Source organism: Mesorhizobium sp. 128a (genome assembly GCF_053848025.1).
Genome location: NZ_JBSPKY010000001.1, coordinates 329,993 through 347,143 on the forward strand (window position 1 = coordinate 329,993; position 17,151 = coordinate 347,143).

Annotated in this window: 16 protein-coding genes; 9 read left to right on the forward strand and 7 right to left on the reverse strand. The window is 63.3% G+C overall.

Annotated features, from left to right (window positions below):
- Both ACWTU9_RS01525 and ACWTU9_RS01530 read right to left on the reverse strand, forming a co-directional pair.
- The gene (locus ACWTU9_RS01525; protein WP_455856778.1) at nt 1-924 is read right to left on the reverse strand and encodes a DMT family transporter; all 924 of its coding nucleotides are present in this window, start codon (nt 922-924) and stop codon (nt 1-3) included.
- 72 nt (nt 925-996) lie between these two features.
- On the reverse strand, nt 997-2,277 hold the full coding sequence (locus ACWTU9_RS01530) for an amidohydrolase family protein (protein WP_455856779.1): 1,281 nt from the start codon (nt 2,275-2,277) through the stop codon (nt 997-999).
- A 176-nt stretch (nt 2,278-2,453) separates the two neighbouring features.
- Here ACWTU9_RS01530 and ACWTU9_RS01535 point away from each other — a divergent pair, with 176 nt between their 5' ends.
- Nucleotides 2,454-4,208: an ABC transporter ATP-binding protein gene (locus ACWTU9_RS01535; protein WP_455856780.1), complete on the forward strand. Its 1,755-nt coding sequence runs from the start codon at nt 2,454-2,456 to the stop codon at nt 4,206-4,208.
- A 167-nt stretch (nt 4,209-4,375) separates the two neighbouring features.
- Here the strand turns inward: ACWTU9_RS01535 and ilvD are convergent, their stop codons facing one another.
- The gene (gene ilvD / locus ACWTU9_RS01540) at nt 4,376-6,220 is read right to left on the reverse strand and encodes a dihydroxy-acid dehydratase (protein ID WP_455856781.1); all 1,845 of its coding nucleotides are present in this window, start codon (nt 6,218-6,220) and stop codon (nt 4,376-4,378) included.
- 272 nt (nt 6,221-6,492) lie between these two features.
- Between ilvD and ACWTU9_RS01545 the strand changes: the two genes are divergently transcribed.
- Nucleotides 6,493-6,963, forward strand: coding sequence for a VOC family protein (locus ACWTU9_RS01545; protein ID WP_455856782.1), 471 nt, complete (start codon nt 6,493-6,495; stop codon nt 6,961-6,963).
- Between the two features lie 168 nt (nt 6,964-7,131).
- Here the strand turns inward: ACWTU9_RS01545 and ACWTU9_RS01550 are convergent, their stop codons facing one another.
- Nucleotides 7,132-8,724, reverse strand: a complete 1,593-nt coding sequence (locus tag ACWTU9_RS01550; protein WP_455856783.1) for a peptide chain release factor 3 — start codon at nt 8,722-8,724, stop codon at nt 7,132-7,134.
- A 138-nt stretch (nt 8,725-8,862) separates the two neighbouring features.
- Here ACWTU9_RS01550 and ACWTU9_RS01555 point away from each other — a divergent pair, with 138 nt between their 5' ends.
- On the forward strand, nt 8,863-9,951 hold the full coding sequence (locus ACWTU9_RS01555) for an NAD(P)/FAD-dependent oxidoreductase (protein WP_455856784.1): 1,089 nt from the start codon (nt 8,863-8,865) through the stop codon (nt 9,949-9,951).
- On the opposite strand, the gene ACWTU9_RS01560 is transcribed toward ACWTU9_RS01555, so the two are convergent.
- The 3 genes from ACWTU9_RS01560 to ACWTU9_RS01570 form a co-directional block, all read right to left on the reverse strand.
- Nucleotides 9,929-11,302, reverse strand: a complete 1,374-nt coding sequence (locus ACWTU9_RS01560) for an amidase (RefSeq protein ID WP_455856785.1) — start codon at nt 11,300-11,302, stop codon at nt 9,929-9,931. The genes ACWTU9_RS01555 and ACWTU9_RS01560 overlap by 23 nt on opposite strands.
- Before the next feature lie 137 nt (nt 11,303-11,439).
- Nucleotides 11,440-12,234: a class II glutamine amidotransferase gene (locus ACWTU9_RS01565; protein ID WP_455856786.1), complete on the reverse strand. Its 795-nt coding sequence runs from the start codon at nt 12,232-12,234 to the stop codon at nt 11,440-11,442.
- Between the two features lie 15 nt (nt 12,235-12,249).
- A complete protein-coding gene (locus ACWTU9_RS01570; RefSeq protein WP_455856787.1) occupies nt 12,250-12,504 on the reverse strand; it encodes a DUF6356 family protein in 255 nt (84 codons plus the stop codon).
- 114 nt (nt 12,505-12,618) lie between these two features.
- Between ACWTU9_RS01570 and ACWTU9_RS01575 the strand changes: the two genes are divergently transcribed.
- From ACWTU9_RS01575 to ACWTU9_RS01600, 6 genes are all read left to right on the forward strand, one after another.
- Nucleotides 12,619-13,089, forward strand: coding sequence for an Lrp/AsnC family transcriptional regulator (locus tag ACWTU9_RS01575; RefSeq protein WP_455856788.1), 471 nt, complete (start codon nt 12,619-12,621; stop codon nt 13,087-13,089).
- 84 nt (nt 13,090-13,173) lie between these two features.
- Nucleotides 13,174-13,659 carry a dUTP diphosphatase gene (gene dut / locus ACWTU9_RS01580; RefSeq protein WP_454587681.1) on the forward strand — a complete coding sequence of 162 codons (486 nt, stop codon included), beginning with the start codon at nt 13,174-13,176 and terminating at the stop codon, nt 13,657-13,659.
- Nucleotides 13,660-14,319 (forward strand): HAD family hydrolase, encoded by a 660-nt coding sequence (locus tag ACWTU9_RS01585; protein WP_455856789.1) that lies wholly within the window; start codon nt 13,660-13,662, stop codon nt 14,317-14,319. It begins immediately after the preceding gene.
- Nucleotides 14,320-14,396: 77 nt separating this feature from the next.
- Nucleotides 14,397-15,251, forward strand: a complete 855-nt coding sequence (locus ACWTU9_RS01590) for a hypothetical protein (RefSeq protein WP_455856790.1) — start codon at nt 14,397-14,399, stop codon at nt 15,249-15,251.
- 78 nt (nt 15,252-15,329) lie between these two features.
- On the forward strand, nt 15,330-16,133 hold the full coding sequence (locus tag ACWTU9_RS01595; RefSeq protein ID WP_455856791.1) for an isocitrate lyase/PEP mutase family protein: 804 nt from the start codon (nt 15,330-15,332) through the stop codon (nt 16,131-16,133).
- A 14-nt stretch (nt 16,134-16,147) separates the two neighbouring features.
- On the forward strand, nt 16,148-17,146 hold the full coding sequence (locus ACWTU9_RS01600) for a proline racemase family protein (RefSeq protein WP_455856792.1): 999 nt from the start codon (nt 16,148-16,150) through the stop codon (nt 17,144-17,146).
- Nucleotides 17,147-17,151: the final 5 nt, after the last annotated feature.

The window sequence follows — 17,151 nt, forward strand, 5'->3', positions numbered from 1 at the left end:
TCAGTTCACGCCCCTCGGTACGTTTTCCGGCGGCACCACTGTTTCCACCACTTTCTGGCGATGGAAGATGAACAGGCCGGCGAGCACGACGATGGCCGAGCCGATCAGGATGCGCGGTCCCGGCACGTCGCCGAAGAAGGCGAGGCCGAAGATCACCGCCCATAGAAGCAGGCTGTAGTGCAGCGGCGCCAGTGTCGAGGCAGGCGCCAGCTTCAGCGCCCTTGTGATCATCAGATGGGCGCTGCAGGAGACGATACCGAGCAAAAGCATCGCGCCGAAATCGAGTGTCGAGGGGGTGCGCCAGGCGCCGATGGTCATCACGGCGCCGACCAGCAGTGTGCCGATGGTCTGCCAGGTGACCAGCGTGGTGTCGCTGGTGCCGCGCAGGCGGCGGCTGAGGATGATGGCAAAGGCAAACGCTATGCTGCCTACCAGCGCGAACAGCGAGGACTGCGAGAACGCGGCCGAAGACGGCTTCAGTATGATCAGCACGCCGCAGAAGCCGACCAGGATGGCTGCCCAGCGGCGCCAGCCGACCTTTTCGCCAAGCAGGAAATGCGACAGCGCCGCCACATAGATCGGCCCGGCCATGTAGAAGCTCATCACGTCGGCAAGCGGCAGATAGACGACAGCGGCATAGAACAGCGCCGTGTCCACCGTCGTCGCCAGCACGCGCAGAGACTGGAGGACTGGCCGCTCCATGCGGAACAGTCTCCCAGCGCCCTGGTTGGCGATCATCGGGCCAAGCACGATGAAGGCGCCGATCGAGCGGATAAAAACCACCTGGCCAACCGAGAAAGAGGCGACCAGCCATTTGCCCATCGCGTCGTTCAGCGCGAACATGAAGTCGCCGGCCAGCATCAAAAGTATGCCGGCCAGAAGCACGTTTCTCATCGTGAAGCTGCGAGCAAGCGTCTGGGCCATGCGGCTCCCTATCCGCAAGCAGCCGCTTTGACGAGGCAAATCGGTAAGACCAGCGGCGGAAATCGGCTGTATCTACGCAGTCTTGTGCCGCCGGCTCACCTGGCCTGGCCGCCCAGAGATCGACAGCTGCGTCTCCTGCTTCGTGCGCTCGGCCACCACCTTGCCCCTGGCGACGACGCAGAGCCGCTCGGCGCGCAGACGCAAGGCCTCAATCGGGTTGCCGGCATCGAGGATGACGAAGCTGGCACGCTTGCCCACGGCGAGGCCGAGATGGTCGAGGCCCATAATGGCGGCGTTGACGTTGGTGACCATGTCGAAGCAGCGCGCCATGTCGGCCGGGCTCGACATTTGCGCGACGTGAAGGCCCATGAAGGCGACGTCGAGCATGTCGGCGGTGCCCAGCGAATACCAAGGGTCGAGCACGCAGTCCTGGCCCCAGCCGACGCGGATGCCATGCGCCTGCATCTCCTTCACGCGGGTCAGGCCGCGGCGCTTCGGGAACGTATCGTGGCGGCCCTGCAGCATGATGTTGATCAGCGGATTGGGAATTGCAGAAACACCCGCCTCGGCGATCAGCGGCAGGAGTTTTGAGACGTAGTAATTGTCCATCGAGTGCATCGAGGTAAGGTGCGAGCCGGCCGCCCTGCCCTGAAGTCCGAGGCGCTGCGTCTCATAGGCAAGCTGCTCGATATGGCGCGACAGCGGATCGTCGGTCTCGTCGCAATGCAGGTCGACCATCAGCCCGCGTTTTGCCGCGATTTCGCAGAGTTCAGTGACCGAGCGCGTGCCGTCGGCCATCGTGCGCTCGAAATGCGGGATGCCGCCGACGATATCGACGCCCATGTCGAGCGCGCGCATGGTGTTCTGTCGTGCCGTCGGCGAGCGGTAGAACCCGTCCTGCGGGAAGGCGACCAGTTGCAAGTCGATATAGGGCGCGACCGTCTTCTTGACGTCGAGCAACGCTTCGACCGCCAGCAGCCTATCGTCGCAGACATCGACATGGGTGCGGATGGCAAGCAGACCCATCGAGACCGCCCAGTCGCAATAGGCGAGCGCCCGCTCGCGCACGGCTTCATGCGTCAACAGCGGCTTCAGCTCGCCCCACAGCGAGATGCCTTCGAGCAGCGTGCCGGAAGCGTTGATGCGCGGAATGCCGTAGGACAGCGTGGCGTCCATGTGGAAATGCGGATCGACGAAGGGTGGTGAGATCAAATTGCCATGGGCATCGATAGCCGTGCCGGCGCCGACGGCAATCTCGGGTTCGATGGCGACGATCGTCTCGCCGACGATGCCGAGATCGGCGACGGTGCCGTCCGGCAAGGTTCCGCCGCGCACAACAAGGTCGAAATCCATCTGTCGTCATCTCCCTGCTGATCACTCGTCACAATCGTGGCGCAAAAGACACCGTGCCGCAGCCGTTTGTCTCCGCGACAGCGAAAGGTTCCATCCGGTGGCAACTCGCTCTATAAGCCGCCTTTCGCCCCTGTGGCGAATCCGAAATTCGTCTCAGTCAGGCATGGGATCAACCATTGTTTCGCTTCTTCCGTTCGACGGAAAACCAGCGCCTCATCGCGAGGCTGGTCAGGGAATCCTTCCACGAGCATAAGTTTGGCTATGCCGCCGCGATCGCGTCGATGCTGGTGGTGGCCGCCATGACCGGCGCCAGCGCCTGGATTCTTCGCGAGATCACCAATGAGTTCGTGATCTACAAGAGGCTCGACCGGGTCAATCTGATTGCCGGAGGGGTCGCCGCGATCTTCGTCTTCAAGGGCGTCGCCAACTTCGTGCAGGCCTACTTTATGAGCCGCGTCGGCAACAGCATCATCGCCGACCGGCAACGCAAGATCTACGACCGCATCCTGGCGCAAGGCATCGAGTTCTACCATTCGACCTCGTCGTCGGAGCTGATCACCCGCATGACCAACAACGCGCAGGCAGCGCGCAACGTGCTCGACCTCGTCGTCACATCCTATGTGCGCGATCTGGTGACGATGATTGTGCTGGTGGGGGTGATGGTCTGGCAGCAGCCGGCGCTGTCCCTGATCTGTTTTGTCATCGGCCCCGTGGCCATTTACGGCGTCAACCACATCCTGAAGCGCGTGCGCAAGATTGCCGCGCAGGAGTTCCGTTCGCTCGGCCAGATCGTGCAGGTGATGCAGGAAACGGCGGTGGGCGTGCGTGTGGTGAAATCCTTCGGCCTCGAAGGCGCGATGCGCAAGCGCATGTACAAGGCCGTGTCGGACGTGGAGAACCGCGCCAACAATATCGCGACGCTGGAAGCCGCCACCAGTCCGGTTATGGAAACGCTTGCCGGGTTGGCAATCTCCGGCTCCGTCCTGGTCAGCGGCTTCCTGGTTCTGGGTGGCGGCCAGATGCCGGGCAACATCATGGCTTTCATCGCGGCCCTGCTGCTGGCCTACGAACCGGCAAAGCGCCTGGCGCGCGTGCGCATTTCGCTGGAAACCGGCATTGTCGGCGTGCGCATGATGTTCCAGCTCGCCGACCGGCCGCTGACGCTGGCCGAGAAACCCGATGCAAAGCCGCTGAAGGCCGGGCCAGGCGAAATCCATTTCGACCATGTCAGCTTCGCCTACCCGGAAAGCCCGCCGGTGTTCGAAGGGCTCGACCTGACGCTCGAGGCTGGCAAGATGACGGCGCTGGTCGGACCATCGGGCAGTGGCAAGTCGACCATCCTGAACCTGATCATGCGCATGTACGACCCGCAGGTCGGCAGGGTGCTGTTCGATGGCCAGGATATCTCCGACGCCACACTCGCGTCGGTGCGGGAAAAGATCGCCTATGTCAGCCAGGATACGTTCCTGTTTGCCGGCACGGTCATGCACAACATCCGGCTCGGGCGTCAGGACGCGACCGACGACGAGGTGATCGCTGCCGCCAAGGCCGCCAATGCGCATGACTTCATCAGCGCCATGGCCAAGGGCTATGATACGGATGTCGGCGAGAACGGCGCGCTGCTTTCCGGCGGCCAGCGCCAGCGCATCTCGATCGCGCGCGCCATGCTGCGCAATGCCGAGATCCTGCTGCTGGACGAGGCGACCAGCGCGCTCGACGCCGAATCCGAGGCCCTGTTCCGCGACGCGTTGCAACAGCTGACGGTCGGGCGCACCACCATCGTCATCGCCCACCGCCTGTCGACCGTGCACCAGGCCGACACGATCGTCGTGCTGGAAGCCGGCAAGGTGGTGGAAAGCGGCGCGCACCGCACGCTGCTCAATCAGGGCGGGCTGTACCAGAAGCTTTATGAATATCAGTTGATGCCGTGATGAGCGGCTTCTCCTTCTCCCCCTGTGGGAGAAGGTGGATCGGCGCGCAGCGCCGAGACGGATGAGGGGTGTTCCACCGGAGTGAGGCAGTGGCGTTCCCTGGAACACCCCTCATCCGTCGCCTTCGGCGACACCTTCTCCCACAAGGGGAGAAGGGGAAGTAGGCCCTACTCCGGAACGTGCCTCACAGCGCCCTTGTCGGCGCTGGTGGCGAAGGCGGCGTAGGCGCGCAGAGCGGTCGTCACTTTGCGCTTGCGCTTTTCCTCCGGCTTCCAGGCCAGGGCCCCCTTGGCCTCCATCGCCGCTCGCCGCGCATCGAGTTCAGCATCGCTGACCGCCAGGCGGATGGTGCGGTTGGGAATGTCGATCTCGATCGTGTCGCCTTCCTGCACCAGACCGATCGTGCCGCCTTCCGCCGCTTCCGGCGAGGCGTGGCCAATCGACAGGCCTGATGTGCCGCCGGAGAAGCGGCCGTCGGTGACCAGCGCGCAGGCTTTGCCGAGGCCTTTCGACTTCAGATAGCTCGTGGGGTAGAGCATTTCCTGCATGCCGGGGCCGCCGCGCGGTCCTTCATAGCGGATGACGACGACGTCGCCGGCCTTGATCTCGTTGGACAGGATCGCCTTCACCGAAGCGTCCTGGCTTTCGAACACACGGGCCGGGCCGGTGAATTTCAGGATCGATTCGTCGACGCCCGCCGTCTTCACGATGCAGCCGTCGAGCGCAAGATTGCCCTTCAGCACCGCAAGGCCGCCGTCCTTCGAGAACGGCGTCTCGGCGGAGCGGATGACGCCTTTCCCGCGGTCGAGATCGAGCTCGTCCCAGCGGCGATCCTGGCTGAAGGCGACCTGCGTCGGCACGCCGCCGGGAGCGGCAAGGAAGAAGTCGCGGACATTCTGGCTCGTCGTGCGGGAAATATCCCAATGGTCTAGCGCTTCGCCAAGGCTTGCCGTGTGCACCGTCGGCAGGTCGCGGTTGAGCAGCCCTGCATTGTCGAGCTGGCCAAGGATGGCCATGATGCCGCCGGCACGGTGGACATCTTCCATATGCACGTCGGACTTTGCCGGTGCAACCTTGCACAGCACAGGGACCCGCCGCGACAGCCGGTCGATGTCTTCCATGGTGAAGTCGACCTCGCCCTCATGCGCGGCGGCCAGTATGTGCAGCACGGTGTTGGTTGAGCCGCCCATGGCGATGTCGAGCGTCATGGCGTTCTCGAAGGCGCCCTTGGAGGCAATGCTGCGCGGCAGTGCCGTCTCGTCATCCTGCTCGTAGTAGCGCTGGGCGAGATCAACGATGAGATGGCCGGCCTCGACGAACAGCCGCTTGCGGTCGGCGTGGGTGGCCAGCGTCGAGCCATTGCCGGGCAGCGACAGGCCGAGCGCCTCGGTCAGGCAGTTCATCGAATTGGCCGTGAACATGCCCGAGCAGGAACCGCAGGTCGGGCAGGCCGAGCGTTCGATGACCTTGACGTCCTCGTCGGAGATCTTGTCGTCGGCGGCGGCAACCATGGCGTCGACCAGATCGAGCGCCTGCGTCTTGCCGGCCAGCACCACCTTGCCGGCTTCCATCGGCCCGCCGGACACAAAGACGGTCGGGATGTTGAGGCGCAGCGACGCCATCAGCATGCCGGGCGTGATCTTGTCGCAATTGGAGATGCAGACCATGGCGTCGGCGCAGTGCGCATTGACCATGTATTCGACGGAGTCGGCGATCAGCTCGCGCGACGGCAGCGAATAGAGCATGCCGTCATGGCCCATGGCGATGCCGTCGTCGACGGCGATGGTGTTGAATTCCTTGGCGACACCGCCGGCCTTCTCGATCTCGCGTGCCACCAGTTGGCCAAGGTCCTTGAGATGGACATGGCCGGGCACGAACTGGGTGAAAGAGTTGACCACCGCGATGATCGGTTTGCCGAAATCCGAATCCTTCATGCCTGTGGCGCGCCACAAGCCGCGGGCGCCGGCCATGTTGCGGCCATGGGTGGTGGTGCGGGAACGATAGGCGGGCATGAATATTCCTTAGCTGGCTGGCTGCGCCCGGTGCGGAGTGTGGCGGCGCTGAATTTGGATCGCAGGGTTTATAGACCGGCAAGTATGGTCTGGCCACATTTTTGCAATGCGCCAGATTCTCGTGAGAATCAAAGTTTGCGAAAAAGATTGCGGACCGGTGTCGGATCGCTCCGCGCACGCGCGTCCTTGGGGCAACGGCAAGGGACTGGCACCATTTCTGGAGTCAGCCGTTTCACTGTAACCGCAACCAAAGACACCCCGAGGAGCCCGACATGCAAAAGATCACCACCTGCCTGTGGTTCGACAGCCAGGCCGAAGAGGCGATGAATTTCTACATCTCCATCTTCAAGAATTCGAAGGTGCTGAGCGTTTTGCGTTGGCCCGACGGTCACGCCGATGCGGGCAAAGCGCTGGTGACCACGTTCGAACTCGACGGCGTGCAGTTTCAGGCGCTCAACGGCGGACCGCAATTCAAGTTCAACGAGGCGATGTCACAGTCGATCGATTGCAAGACGCAGGAAGAGGTCGATTATTTCTGGGAGAAGCTCATCGAAGGTGGCGGCGAACCGTCGCAATGCAGCTGGCTGAAGGACAAATTCGGTGTGTCGTGGCAGGTCGTGCCGGAGCAGCTGCCGCGCCTGCTTCTGGATCCGGACAGGGCCAAGGCTGGCCGGGTGATGTCGGCAATGATGCAGATGAGCAAGATCGATATTGCGAAGATCGAAGCGGCGGCGAAGGGGTGAGAAGCACCCTCTTCCTTCTCCCCCTGGTAGGAGAAGGTGGATCGGCGGGTTAGCGCCGAGACGGATGAGGGGTTCCAAGGAACGCCAACCCCTCACTCCGCTGGAACACCCCTCATCCGGCCGCTTCGCGGCCACCTTCTCCCACAGGGGAGAAGGGGAAGGATGCTCCTACGCCGCCTTGTCGCGGACCTGATAGTCCTTGATCGTGGCGAAGCGGATTGCCGTCCAGCGTTCGGCTTCGTAGTTCAGCGAGAAGGCGTGCTGGGCCAGGAACACCGGGTCATTGTCGAGGTCGCGGGCAATGTCGCCGCGATGCGCTTCGATGAAGCGTTGCACCTCGGCCTTGTCGTCGGCCGAGATCCAGCGGCAGACGGAAAAGCGCGACATTTCGAATTCGACCGGCAGCGTGTATTCGAAGTTCAGGCGTTCCTTCAAAACGTCGAGCTGCAGGGCGCCGACCACACCGACGATTGCCGGTGACCCATCTTCCGGCGAAAACAGCTGCACGACCCCTTCCTCGGCCATCTGGTGCAGCGCTTCCTTGAGTTTCTTGGCCTTCATCGCGTCGCCGAGGCGGACGCGGCGCAGGATCTCCGGGGCGAAATTCGGCACGCCGCGGAAGAGGATTTCCTCGCCCTCGGTCAGCGTGTCGCCGATGCGTAGCGTGCCGTGATTGGGGATGCCGACGACATCGCCGGCAAAGGCCTCGTCGGCGGTGACGCGGGTGCGGGCAAAGAAGAACTGCGGCGCCGACAGGCTCATCGGCTTGCCGGTGCGCACCAGCTTGGCCTTCATGCCGCGCTCGAGCTTGCCCGAACAGACGCGCACGAAAGCGATGCGGTCGCGATGGTTGGGGTCCATGTTGGCCTGGATCTTGAACACGAAGGAGGTCATCTTCTCCTCGGTCGCCTCGACCTTTCTGACATCGGCCTCCTGCGCGCGTGGCGGCGGTCCGAAGGCGCCGAGCGCCTCGATCAAGTCACGCACGCCAAAATTGCGCAGCGCCGAGCCGAAATAGACCGGCGTCAGATGGCCTTCGCGAAAGGAATCGATATCGAGCGGACGGCAGGCTTCGCGCGCGAGTTCCAGCTCTTCGATGAAGGCTTCGCGCTCGTTTTCCGGCAAAAGGCCGGCGACGCGGTTGGAATCGGGACCGTTGACCGGCGTACGGTCTTTCTCCGCGTCGCCCTTGCGCACGGCGTTCAGCGCCAAGTGATAGGTGCCGGAAAAGGTCTTGCCCCTGCCGATCGGCCAGGTGATGGGCGCGGTGTCCAGCGCCAGCTTCTGCTCGATCTCGTCCAGGATCTCGAAGGGATCCCGGCTTTCGCGGTCCATCTTGTTGACGAAGGTGATGATCGGGATGTCGCGCAGCCGGCAGACTTCGAACAGTTTCAGCGTGCGCGGCTCGATGCCCTTGGCGGCGTCGATGACCATGACGGCCGAATCCACCGCCGAGAGCGTGCGGTAGGTGTCGTCGGCGAAATCCTCGTGGCCGGGGGTGTCGAGCAGGTTGAAGACATTGTCCTCATACTCGAAGGTCATCACCGAGGTGACGACTGAAATGCCGCGCTCGCGTTCGATCTTCATCCAGTCGGACCGGGTCTGGATACGGTCCTTCTTGGCCTTGACCTCGCCGGCAAGCTGGATGGCGCCGCCGAACAGCAGCAGCTTTTCGGTGAGCGTCGTCTTGCCGGCGTCGGGGTGCGCGATGATCGCGAAGGTGCGGCGGCGCGATACCGCCTGTTCGATGTCTTCTGCCAATTTATGGAATCCTGTCTGTGGCGCGGGCTTCTAGCAGCGCATCGCCAGCCTGTCGACGGTTTTGGGCCAGCGGGCTGGACATGCTTGAGGTGGCGGACCTGCAGTGGCATCAGTGAACGGCATCAGCGAGGTCGTGGCATGAGCAGTGCGAAAGAAGTGATCGTCATCGGCGCGGGCATTATCGGCGCTTCTATCGCCTGGCATCTGACAAAGGCGGGCGCACGGGTCACCGTCGTTTCAGAAAGCGGCGCAGGTGGTGTCGCGACGCCGAATTCCTTTGCCTGGATCAACGCGAGCTGGGGCAACCCCGAAATCTATTTCCGGCTGCGCATCCGCGCCATGGCCGAGTGGAAAAGGCTGGCAAACGAGCTGTCCGGCCTGCCGCTCGCCTGGTGCGGCGGGCTGTGCTTTGATCTGCCGGCCGACCGGCTCGAAGCCTACGCGGCTGAACACTCGTCATGGGGCTACGGCATCGAACGCGTCGGCCGCGACCGGGCGGCGCAAATCGAGCCCAACCTCGTCGAGCCTCCTGAATTCGCCGTTTATGTCGCCGAAGAGGGCGTGGCCGAACCGGTTGCGGCGGCCAAGGCGCTGCTGGCCGATGCCGAACGGCACGGCGCGAAAATCACGACCGGAGCCGTTACCGCCCTGGTGCATTCCAACGGCAAGGTTTCCGGCGTGGAGATTTCCGGCCAACGGGTTGCCGCCGACGAGGTGGTGATCGCCGCCGGCACCGGCGCCCCGGCCATTGCCGCCACCGCCGGCATCAAACTGCCGATCGAGACGCCGCCCGGCCTGATCGTCCACACGCGACCACACAAAAAGCTGGTCAACGGGCTGGTGCATGCCGAGAAGCTGCATATGCGCCAGACGGCCGAGGGCCGCATTATTGCCGGCTCCGATTTCGCCGGCGGCGATCCCGGTGACAACCCCGACGCCACGGCGAGAGACTTGTTTGCAGCAGCGAAGGTAGCCTTGCGCGGTGGCGACGGGCTGGAGCTTGATTTCCACACGGTCGGCTACCGGCCGACGCCGATCGACGGCTTTCCAATCATCGGCCGCGCCGAAGGCATGGCGGGCCTCTACATCGCGGTCATGCATTCGGGCATCACGCTGGCGCCTGCGGTCGGTCTGTTCGCCACCCGCGAGATCCTCGATGGCGAACGCGACCCATTGCTGGCGCCGTACGGGCTGGAGCGCTTTGCTAGTAGCTCGGCGGACGCGTGAAGCCGCCAGCAAATGGTTCGATCGCCTTGGCGATACCAAGCAGCCGTGCCTCCGACCAGCGCTTGCCGACCAATTGCAGGCCGATGGGCAGGCCGTCGCGGTCCGGTCCACAGGGTATCGTCAGGGCCGGGTGTCCGGAATAGTTGAAGACCGCACCATAGGCAGGCAGCATCCAGTAGTTTTGCTCTTGGCCGTCGACGTCGATGGGGGTGCCGGGTTCGCAATGCAGGAATGCCGTGGTCATTGCGACCGGGCACAGCAAGGCATCGCAGGTTTCGAAGAAACTATCCCAGGCGAGGATGGAGCGGTCGCGGCGGGCGAGTGCCTCGAACCAGCGGGAGACTGGCGTCGGCTGCTCAGGCGGCTCTGGCTGCGCGGCCTCCAGCATCATGCCGATCAGCGCGCCGCCCTGCTCCAGATCGTCGTGCAGATCGAGCGTCGGCAGGTTTGCCTGCTCAACGGTCGCACCTGCCGCCTGAAGCTGCTTCGCCAGGGTGTCGACGGCGGCAGCGATCTCGCTGGCTACCGGAAAGCCGGTAAAGGACGGCGCAACCGCGATGCGTAGCGATTTGAGGTCGAGCTTCGGCATGGTCTCGACCGGCACCGGCGCAAGGTCCGTGTCGGCTCCATCCGGGCCGGCGATGATTTTGTAGATCAACGCCAGATCGTCCACGGACCGCGCCAGCGGCCCGATACAGGACATCAGCCGCACGCTTCGCGCCGCGCCGCCGGGATCGGGAAAGGCGCCAGCCAGCGACACACGGTGCTCGGTCGGCTTCAGCCCGTAGACGCCGCAGAAAGCGGCAGGCAGGCGGATCGACGATTGCATGTCGGTGCCGACATCGAACGGCGTCATCCCGGTCGCCACCGCCGCCGCGGCGCCACCGCTGGAGCCGCCCGATGTGCGCGAGAGATTCCACGGATTGCTGGTACGGCCGAACAGCGGATTGTCCGACTGCCAGTCGCCCAGCATGGTCGCGACATTGGTCTTGCCGATCAGAATGCCGCCGGCAGTTTTCAATCGGGCAACGACCGGGCTGTCCGCTTTTGCCACATGGTCGGCGAAAGGCGGAAAGCCGACGGTGGTCTTCATGCCTGCCGTTTCGTGCATGTCCTTCAAAGTGAAAGGTACGCCATGCAGCGGGCCGAGCGCGTCGCCGCGCGCCAACGCCGCGTCGGCCTTCTTTGCGTGCTCAAGGGCGCCTTCGCGGTCGAGATTGATGACTGCGTTGATGGCTTGGTTATTCCGATCGATCTGCGCCAGACGCGCGTCAAGCGCTTCGACAGCGGAGATTTTTCGCGCCGCGATTGCGGCGGCGAGGTCAGTGGTTGAGGAAAAGACGAGGTCCATGACGAATGCTCCGGCAGCGACGCCTTCGCCAATGGCAGGCGCGGCTTAAAGTGAGTTCAGCATTCTAGGACAGGGAGCGCTTGATCGGAATTGCGCTGACCGGTTCGGTTAAAAATTGGCGCGGCATGAACTATGACCTATCCAACCAGCGCCAGCTTCGCAGTTGCCGGCACGAACGGCCGAATGCTCATCCCGTCACCTGCAATGGTAACAAAACTCGCTGGAAGGATCGCTTGCCAGTCGCCGCCTTCGCGGTCGAAGGGTTCGGAAACGATGCAACGGCCGCCATTGCGAACCGAGGTGTAGAGCGTCGGTGCGTGGGCGTCGGTCGCATAGCGCACGGCATAAAGCGCCTGCCCATCCGAAAAGGCGGCGGTGAGCTTCAAGGCCGGCTCAAAACCGGCGCGGCGCGATGCCTCGATGACGCGGGCGGTGGCGCGCGACACGGCCCCTTGCGGGTCACTGGTGAGACCCTCATCGATCATCAGCAGGAAAAACAGTTCGGAATCGGTAGTGCCTTCGCGCTGGTCGAAGACGGCGTCGGAGAGCGAATTCTCCAGCGCACGGCGGATTTTTTCAAAGCTGCCGATCTGGCCATTGTGCATGAACGACCAGTTGCCGCAGATGAAGGGATGGCAGTTCATGCGGCTGGTGGCGCCGCCGGTCGATGCCCTGACATGGGCGAGGAACAGGCCGGATTTGATCTGCCGGCACAGGCTCTTCAGATTGGGGTCCGACCAGGCCGGCAAGATGTCGCGGTAGAGGCCGGGCTCGGGCCGGTCGCCATACCAGGCGAGGCCGAAGCCGTCGCCATTGGTCGGCGACTTGGCTTCCTGGGCGCAATGGCTCTGGGCGATCAGCGAGTGACAGGGCGCGGTGACGATGTCTTCGAGGAAGACCGCTTCACCCAGATAGGCCGCCCATCGGCACATCGCTTTTACCGTCTGTTATGCGCGATCCACGAGAGCCTGGGGCTGCTTGACCGCGTGTGAGCCTCTGTTGTGCGTCCGCTCATAGAGTTCGCGAACGATTCGGCTTGCCGTAGTTTCGAAGAGAAACGGCAAGAAAGCGTGAACAAGCGCTGCACCGGCAGCCATCAAGAGGCGCGAGCAGAACCAGGCGGCAAAAGCCATATGGCTGAAATAGGTCTCGCCCACCTTGGCCGGGTGAGAGGTGAAAAGCTTCGAAAACAGCGTCGTCATGGTGATCCCTCTGCCGGGATAAGCCCCGATATTGAGTATCGTGCCACAGGCAGAAGGTTCATCGGTCTCAATTTGTCCTTGCAAGAAGCATAAATTTGGGACATTCATCCCAACATGGCGGCAGAAATCGATGAGATTGACCGGAGACTGCTGGCAGAGCTGCAACGCGACGGCACGCTGTCGGTCGACCAACTCTCCGAAAGAGTCGCGCTGTCGCGCAACGCCTGCTGGCGCCGTGTCAAGCGGCTGGAGGAGGACGGCGTCATCACCGGACGGGTGGCGCTGGTCGATGCCGACAAGCTCGGGCTCGGGCTTTCGGTATTCATCCTGATCCGCACCTCCAACCACGATCCAGACTGGCTGCAGAAATTTCGAGCGGCGGTAACCGCCTTTCCCGAGATCACCGGGGTCTACCGCATGTCCGGCGATCTCGACTACGTCGTCAGGGCCCGCGTCGCCGATGTGAAAGCCTATGACCGGCTCTACCAGCGCCTGATAGCCAAGGTGGCGTTGTCGGATGTCTCGGCCTCCTTCGTCATGGAAGAGATCAAGGAGACGACGGTCGTTCCGGTCGAATTGCGTTAGTCATCGTGACGCCGCAAAGAAAGGCGTTGATAGCGTGGCGGGCGAGTTGACTGAATCGCGGTTCGCGCCGATAGGATCGATTTTATGCGCGCAGCCCTCCACACCTCCTCTGTCATTGGTCCCACTGTCGGCTTTGTCAGGTTGCCGCATGGTGAAGGACTTCCCCTCCCCGCCTATGAAAGCCCCGGCGCCGCCGGCATGGATTTACGCGCCGCGGTGCCGGATGACCGGCCGCTGCTGATCCTGCCGGGCAAGCGCGCCCTGGTACCGACCGGGCTGATCCTGGAAATTCCCGAAGGGATGGAAGGCCAGGTGCGGCCACGTTCCGGCCTTGCCTTCAAGCACGGGCTGACCGTCCTCAACTCGCCAGGCACGGTCGACAGCGACTATCGCGGCGAGGTCAAGGTGCTGCTGGTCAACCTCGGCGACGAGGACTTTGCGGTGACGCGCGGCATGCGCATTGCCCAGATCGTGTTTGCCACGGTGACGCAGGCGACGGTCGAGGAGCGCAGCCTGGCCGGCGCAACGACGCGCGGCTCGGGCGGGTTTGGGTCGACCGGCACCGCCTGAATGAGCATACCAAAACTGGTCATCTTCGACTGCGACGGGATCCTCGTCGACACCGAGAACCTCGCCAACCGGCGGCTGGCCGAGTGGTTGAGTGCAGCGGGCTTCGCCACCACCTTCGAATATTGCCGCAAGCATTTCTCCGGCCGCAGCATGGCTTCGGTGCAGAAAGAGATAGAAGCTTCGACCGACGTCCGGCTTGGCGCCGATTTCGTCGATCGCTGGAACGCAGGTCTGCCGGATCTGTTTTCGCACGGCGTCGAGGCGATCCCTTACGTCCGCGACTTCATCGAAATGGTGCGCGCGGCCGGCATCGCCTATTGCGTCGCCACGTCGGCGCGCATCTCGAAGATGCACATCACGCTCGGCCAGACCGGCCTGCTGCCGCTGTTCGAGCATGCAATGTTCTCGGCAACCATGGTCAGCCGCGGCAAGCCGTTTCCGGACCTGTTCCTGCATGCGGCAAAAACGATGGGCTTCGCGCCTGCCGACTGCATCGTCATCGAGGACAGCGTCGCTGGAACACAGGCAGGCATTGCCGCCGGCATGCGTGTCTACTCCTATCATGGCGATCCCTATTCCGACCGCGATGGCCTGGCCGACGCCGGTGGCGTCCTGTTCGACGACATGCGCGAACTGGCCGGCTTGGTGCCGATCCATTGATCTGATTTCAGCGCGGTGACCCGGCTGTGCGGTTCCGTTGCCCGTGCTAGCGTACCCGCTTCGAGGGGCGCTACTTCATGACTTCCAATTTGCTTCGACTGATCCTTGCTTGCCTGCTGCTGCCATGGTTTTGGGCGGCGGCAAGCGCGCAGGCTGTCAGCTTTCCCGAGCTGGACAGTGCCGTCTCCGGCCATAAGAACGTCACCTATCTCGACCTGGCAAAACTGGTCATTCCAGACCTGTTGTTGAACGCGGACGGCTTTTATCACGGCGGCTTGCCGATCGAGATGCGCCACATCGACGGGCCCGACAGCGGCGGCTCGCCGCCGGAAACATCGAGCCTGTCCAACGCTGCCGTGACTGAGATCAGGGCCGGCCACAAGGACCGGCTGGCGATGCTCTACGACCTCGGCGACTCTCCAGATAGCGCCGAAGGCTATGCGGTGCTGGCGCTCTACGACATTGCGGCCAAGCCGGCGCTGCTCGACGCGGTCAACGTCGCCGTCGACCGCAGCACTTATTTTCGCGACCCGGGCAAGCTTTCCGTTGGTGCAGACGATGACGTCCTCATCACCATGAGCACGCATTTCAACTCGAGCCAGGGCTATGTGATCACGCCGATGATCATGGTGCGGGACGACAAATTCGAACTGGTCGACATGATCTATACGTTCGACGAGAACCTCTGCGCCTACAAACGCACGCAGGATGTCGCGTTCCAAACCATCGCTGACGGCCAGCCTTATGCCGCGATCAAGGTGACGCTCACCGATGCCACCGTGCCGAACGGCGAAAGCTGCGACGAGGCAACGCCGCCCCCGGCGTCGCAGACCATTTCCGTCACCTACCACTGGGACGGGAAGACGTCGCGTTACGTCAAGGATTCCGACGCGCTGGACAAATTGGCAGCAGAGAACGCCAAACGCTTCTGAGCCAACCGCATTCGTTTGCCCGGCGCAAAGCGGCGCGGTAGAATCCGCCGCACAATTCCGCACATAAAGGGAAGCACCATGGACAAGGGCAAGATCTTTCGCGACCTGCACGCCTCGACCTTCGTCATGCCCAATCCATGGGATGTCGGCACGACCAAGCTTCTGGCATCCTTTGGCTTCAAGGCGCTGGCGACGACCAGCGCCGGCTTTGCCTTTTCGCGCGGCCTGCCCGACGGCGCGGTGACGTTCGAGGCGATGATCCACCATTGCCGCGATGTGACGGCGGCAACCAGCCTGCCGGTCTCGGCCGATCTCGAGAAAGGCAAGGGCGACAGCGCGACGAGTGCCGCCGAGACGGTTTTTGCGGCCGAGGCGGCGGGGCTCGCCGGCTGCTCGATCGAGGACCATACGGGCGACCCCGACAAGCCGATCTACGATTTTTCACATGCCGTCGAGCGTGTCGCCGCGGCAGCCGAAGCCGCACGGGCGCTCAAGCACGATTTCGTCTTCACCGCGCGGGCCGAGAATTTCCTGTGGGGCAAGAATGACCTCGACGACACGATCAAGCGGCTGCAGGCCTTCGAGAAGGCCGGCGCCGACGTGCTCTATGCGCCGGGCCTCAAAGATATCGAGACGATCCAGAAAGTCTGCTCGGCCGTGAACCGGCCGGTCAACATCATGGCAATGCCTGACTTCACCATCGCTGATCTCGCCATGGCCGGGGTCAAGCGCATTTCGCTGGGGCCGTGGCTGACCAATTTCGCCTTCGGAATGCTGGAAACAGCGGCGCGCGAGATCCAGCAGGACGGCACGTTCGGCTTTACCCGCGCCGCCATGCCGTTCGGCAAGCTGCAGGCGCTGTTCTCCAAGTCCCCAAACTGAACGGGTCCCGGCGCATGACGCTCACCGTCGTCGACATGCACACCGGCGGCGAGCCGCTGAGGATCGTCACCTCCGGTTATCCTGATATCCCCAAGGGCACGATCCTGGAGAAGCGCGCCTATGTGCGCGACCATCTCGACCATTTGCGCAAGCTGCTGATCTTCGAGCCGCGCGGCCACTACGACATGTATGGCGCGCTGCTGGTGGAACCCGACCTGCCCGGCGCAGAACTCGCCGTGCTGTTCATGCACAATGAGGGCTATTCGACGATGTGCGGCCACGCCATCGTCGCGCTCGGCCGCTATGCCATCGACGAAGGGCTGGTGGCGAAACAGGAGCCAATCACGACCGTCAACATCGAGGCGCCATGCGGCCTGGTCGTCGCTTCGGTGGAGGTCAGGGACGGCAAGGCCGGCGCCGTGTCGTTCGAGAGCGTGCCGGCATTCCTGTTTGCCCGTGACCAGCAGATCGAATTGGCGGGATATGGCAGGATTATCTTTGACGTTGCCTATGGCGGCGCCTTCTATGCACTGGCCGACTGCCATCAATTCGGCCTGGAGTTCGGCCGCAACCGCGTGCGCGATTTCGTCGACGCGGCAACCGCGCTGACCGAGCGGCTGAAGGCCGAGTTCCCGCTGTCGCATCCCGACCATGCCGATCTTGCTTTCCTTTACGGCACCATCCTGACCGACGGGCGCGATGCGTTTTCCGGCGAGACGACGAAAAATGTCTGCGTCTTTGCCGATGCCGAGGTCGACCGTTCGCCCACCGGCTCCGGCGTCACCGCGCGGCTGGCGGCGATGCGCGCCAAGGGCGAAATCGCTCTGGATCAGACGCGGACATTCGAAAGCATCGCCGGCTCGCGCTTCTCCGGCGCGGTGGCGCGCACGACCAAGGCCGGCCCGCATGATGCGATCATCGCTCGTGTCGGCGGCCGCGCCTATTATTCCGGTCGAGCCGAGTTCACTATCGAACCGGACGACGAATTGGGGCGCGGTTTTCTTCTGCGTTGAAAGGC

Excerpts from the sequence above, each read along its gene's own strand:
- ACWTU9_RS01525 (WP_455856778.1), bottom strand. The coding sequence starts at position 924 with ATGGCCCAGACGCTTGCTCGCAGCTTCACGATGAGAAACGTGCTTCTG.
- ACWTU9_RS01530 (WP_455856779.1), bottom strand. The coding sequence starts at position 2,277 with ATGGATTTCGACCTTGTTGTGCGCGGCGGAACCTTGCCGGACGGCACC.
- ilvD (WP_455856781.1), bottom strand. The coding sequence starts at position 6,220 with ATGCCCGCCTATCGTTCCCGCACCACCACCCATGGCCGCAACATGGCC.
- ACWTU9_RS01545 (WP_455856782.1), top strand. The coding sequence starts at position 6,493 with ATGCAAAAGATCACCACCTGCCTGTGGTTCGACAGCCAGGCCGAAGAG.
- ACWTU9_RS01555 (WP_455856784.1), top strand. The coding sequence starts at position 8,863 with ATGAGCAGTGCGAAAGAAGTGATCGTCATCGGCGCGGGCATTATCGGC.
- ACWTU9_RS01560 (WP_455856785.1), bottom strand. The coding sequence starts at position 11,302 with ATGGACCTCGTCTTTTCCTCAACCACTGACCTCGCCGCCGCAATCGCG.
- ACWTU9_RS01565 (WP_455856786.1), bottom strand. The coding sequence starts at position 12,234 with ATGTGCCGATGGGCGGCCTATCTGGGTGAAGCGGTCTTCCTCGAAGAC.
- ACWTU9_RS01570 (WP_455856787.1), bottom strand. The coding sequence starts at position 12,504 with ATGACGACGCTGTTTTCGAAGCTTTTCACCTCTCACCCGGCCAAGGTG.
- ACWTU9_RS01575 (WP_455856788.1), top strand. The coding sequence starts at position 12,619 with ATGGCGGCAGAAATCGATGAGATTGACCGGAGACTGCTGGCAGAGCTG.
- dut (WP_454587681.1), top strand. The coding sequence starts at position 13,174 with ATGCGCGCAGCCCTCCACACCTCCTCTGTCATTGGTCCCACTGTCGGC.
- ACWTU9_RS01585 (WP_455856789.1), top strand. The coding sequence starts at position 13,660 with ATGAGCATACCAAAACTGGTCATCTTCGACTGCGACGGGATCCTCGTC.
- ACWTU9_RS01590 (WP_455856790.1), top strand. The coding sequence starts at position 14,397 with ATGACTTCCAATTTGCTTCGACTGATCCTTGCTTGCCTGCTGCTGCCA.
- ACWTU9_RS01595 (WP_455856791.1), top strand. The coding sequence starts at position 15,330 with ATGGACAAGGGCAAGATCTTTCGCGACCTGCACGCCTCGACCTTCGTC.
- ACWTU9_RS01600 (WP_455856792.1), top strand. The coding sequence starts at position 16,148 with ATGACGCTCACCGTCGTCGACATGCACACCGGCGGCGAGCCGCTGAGG.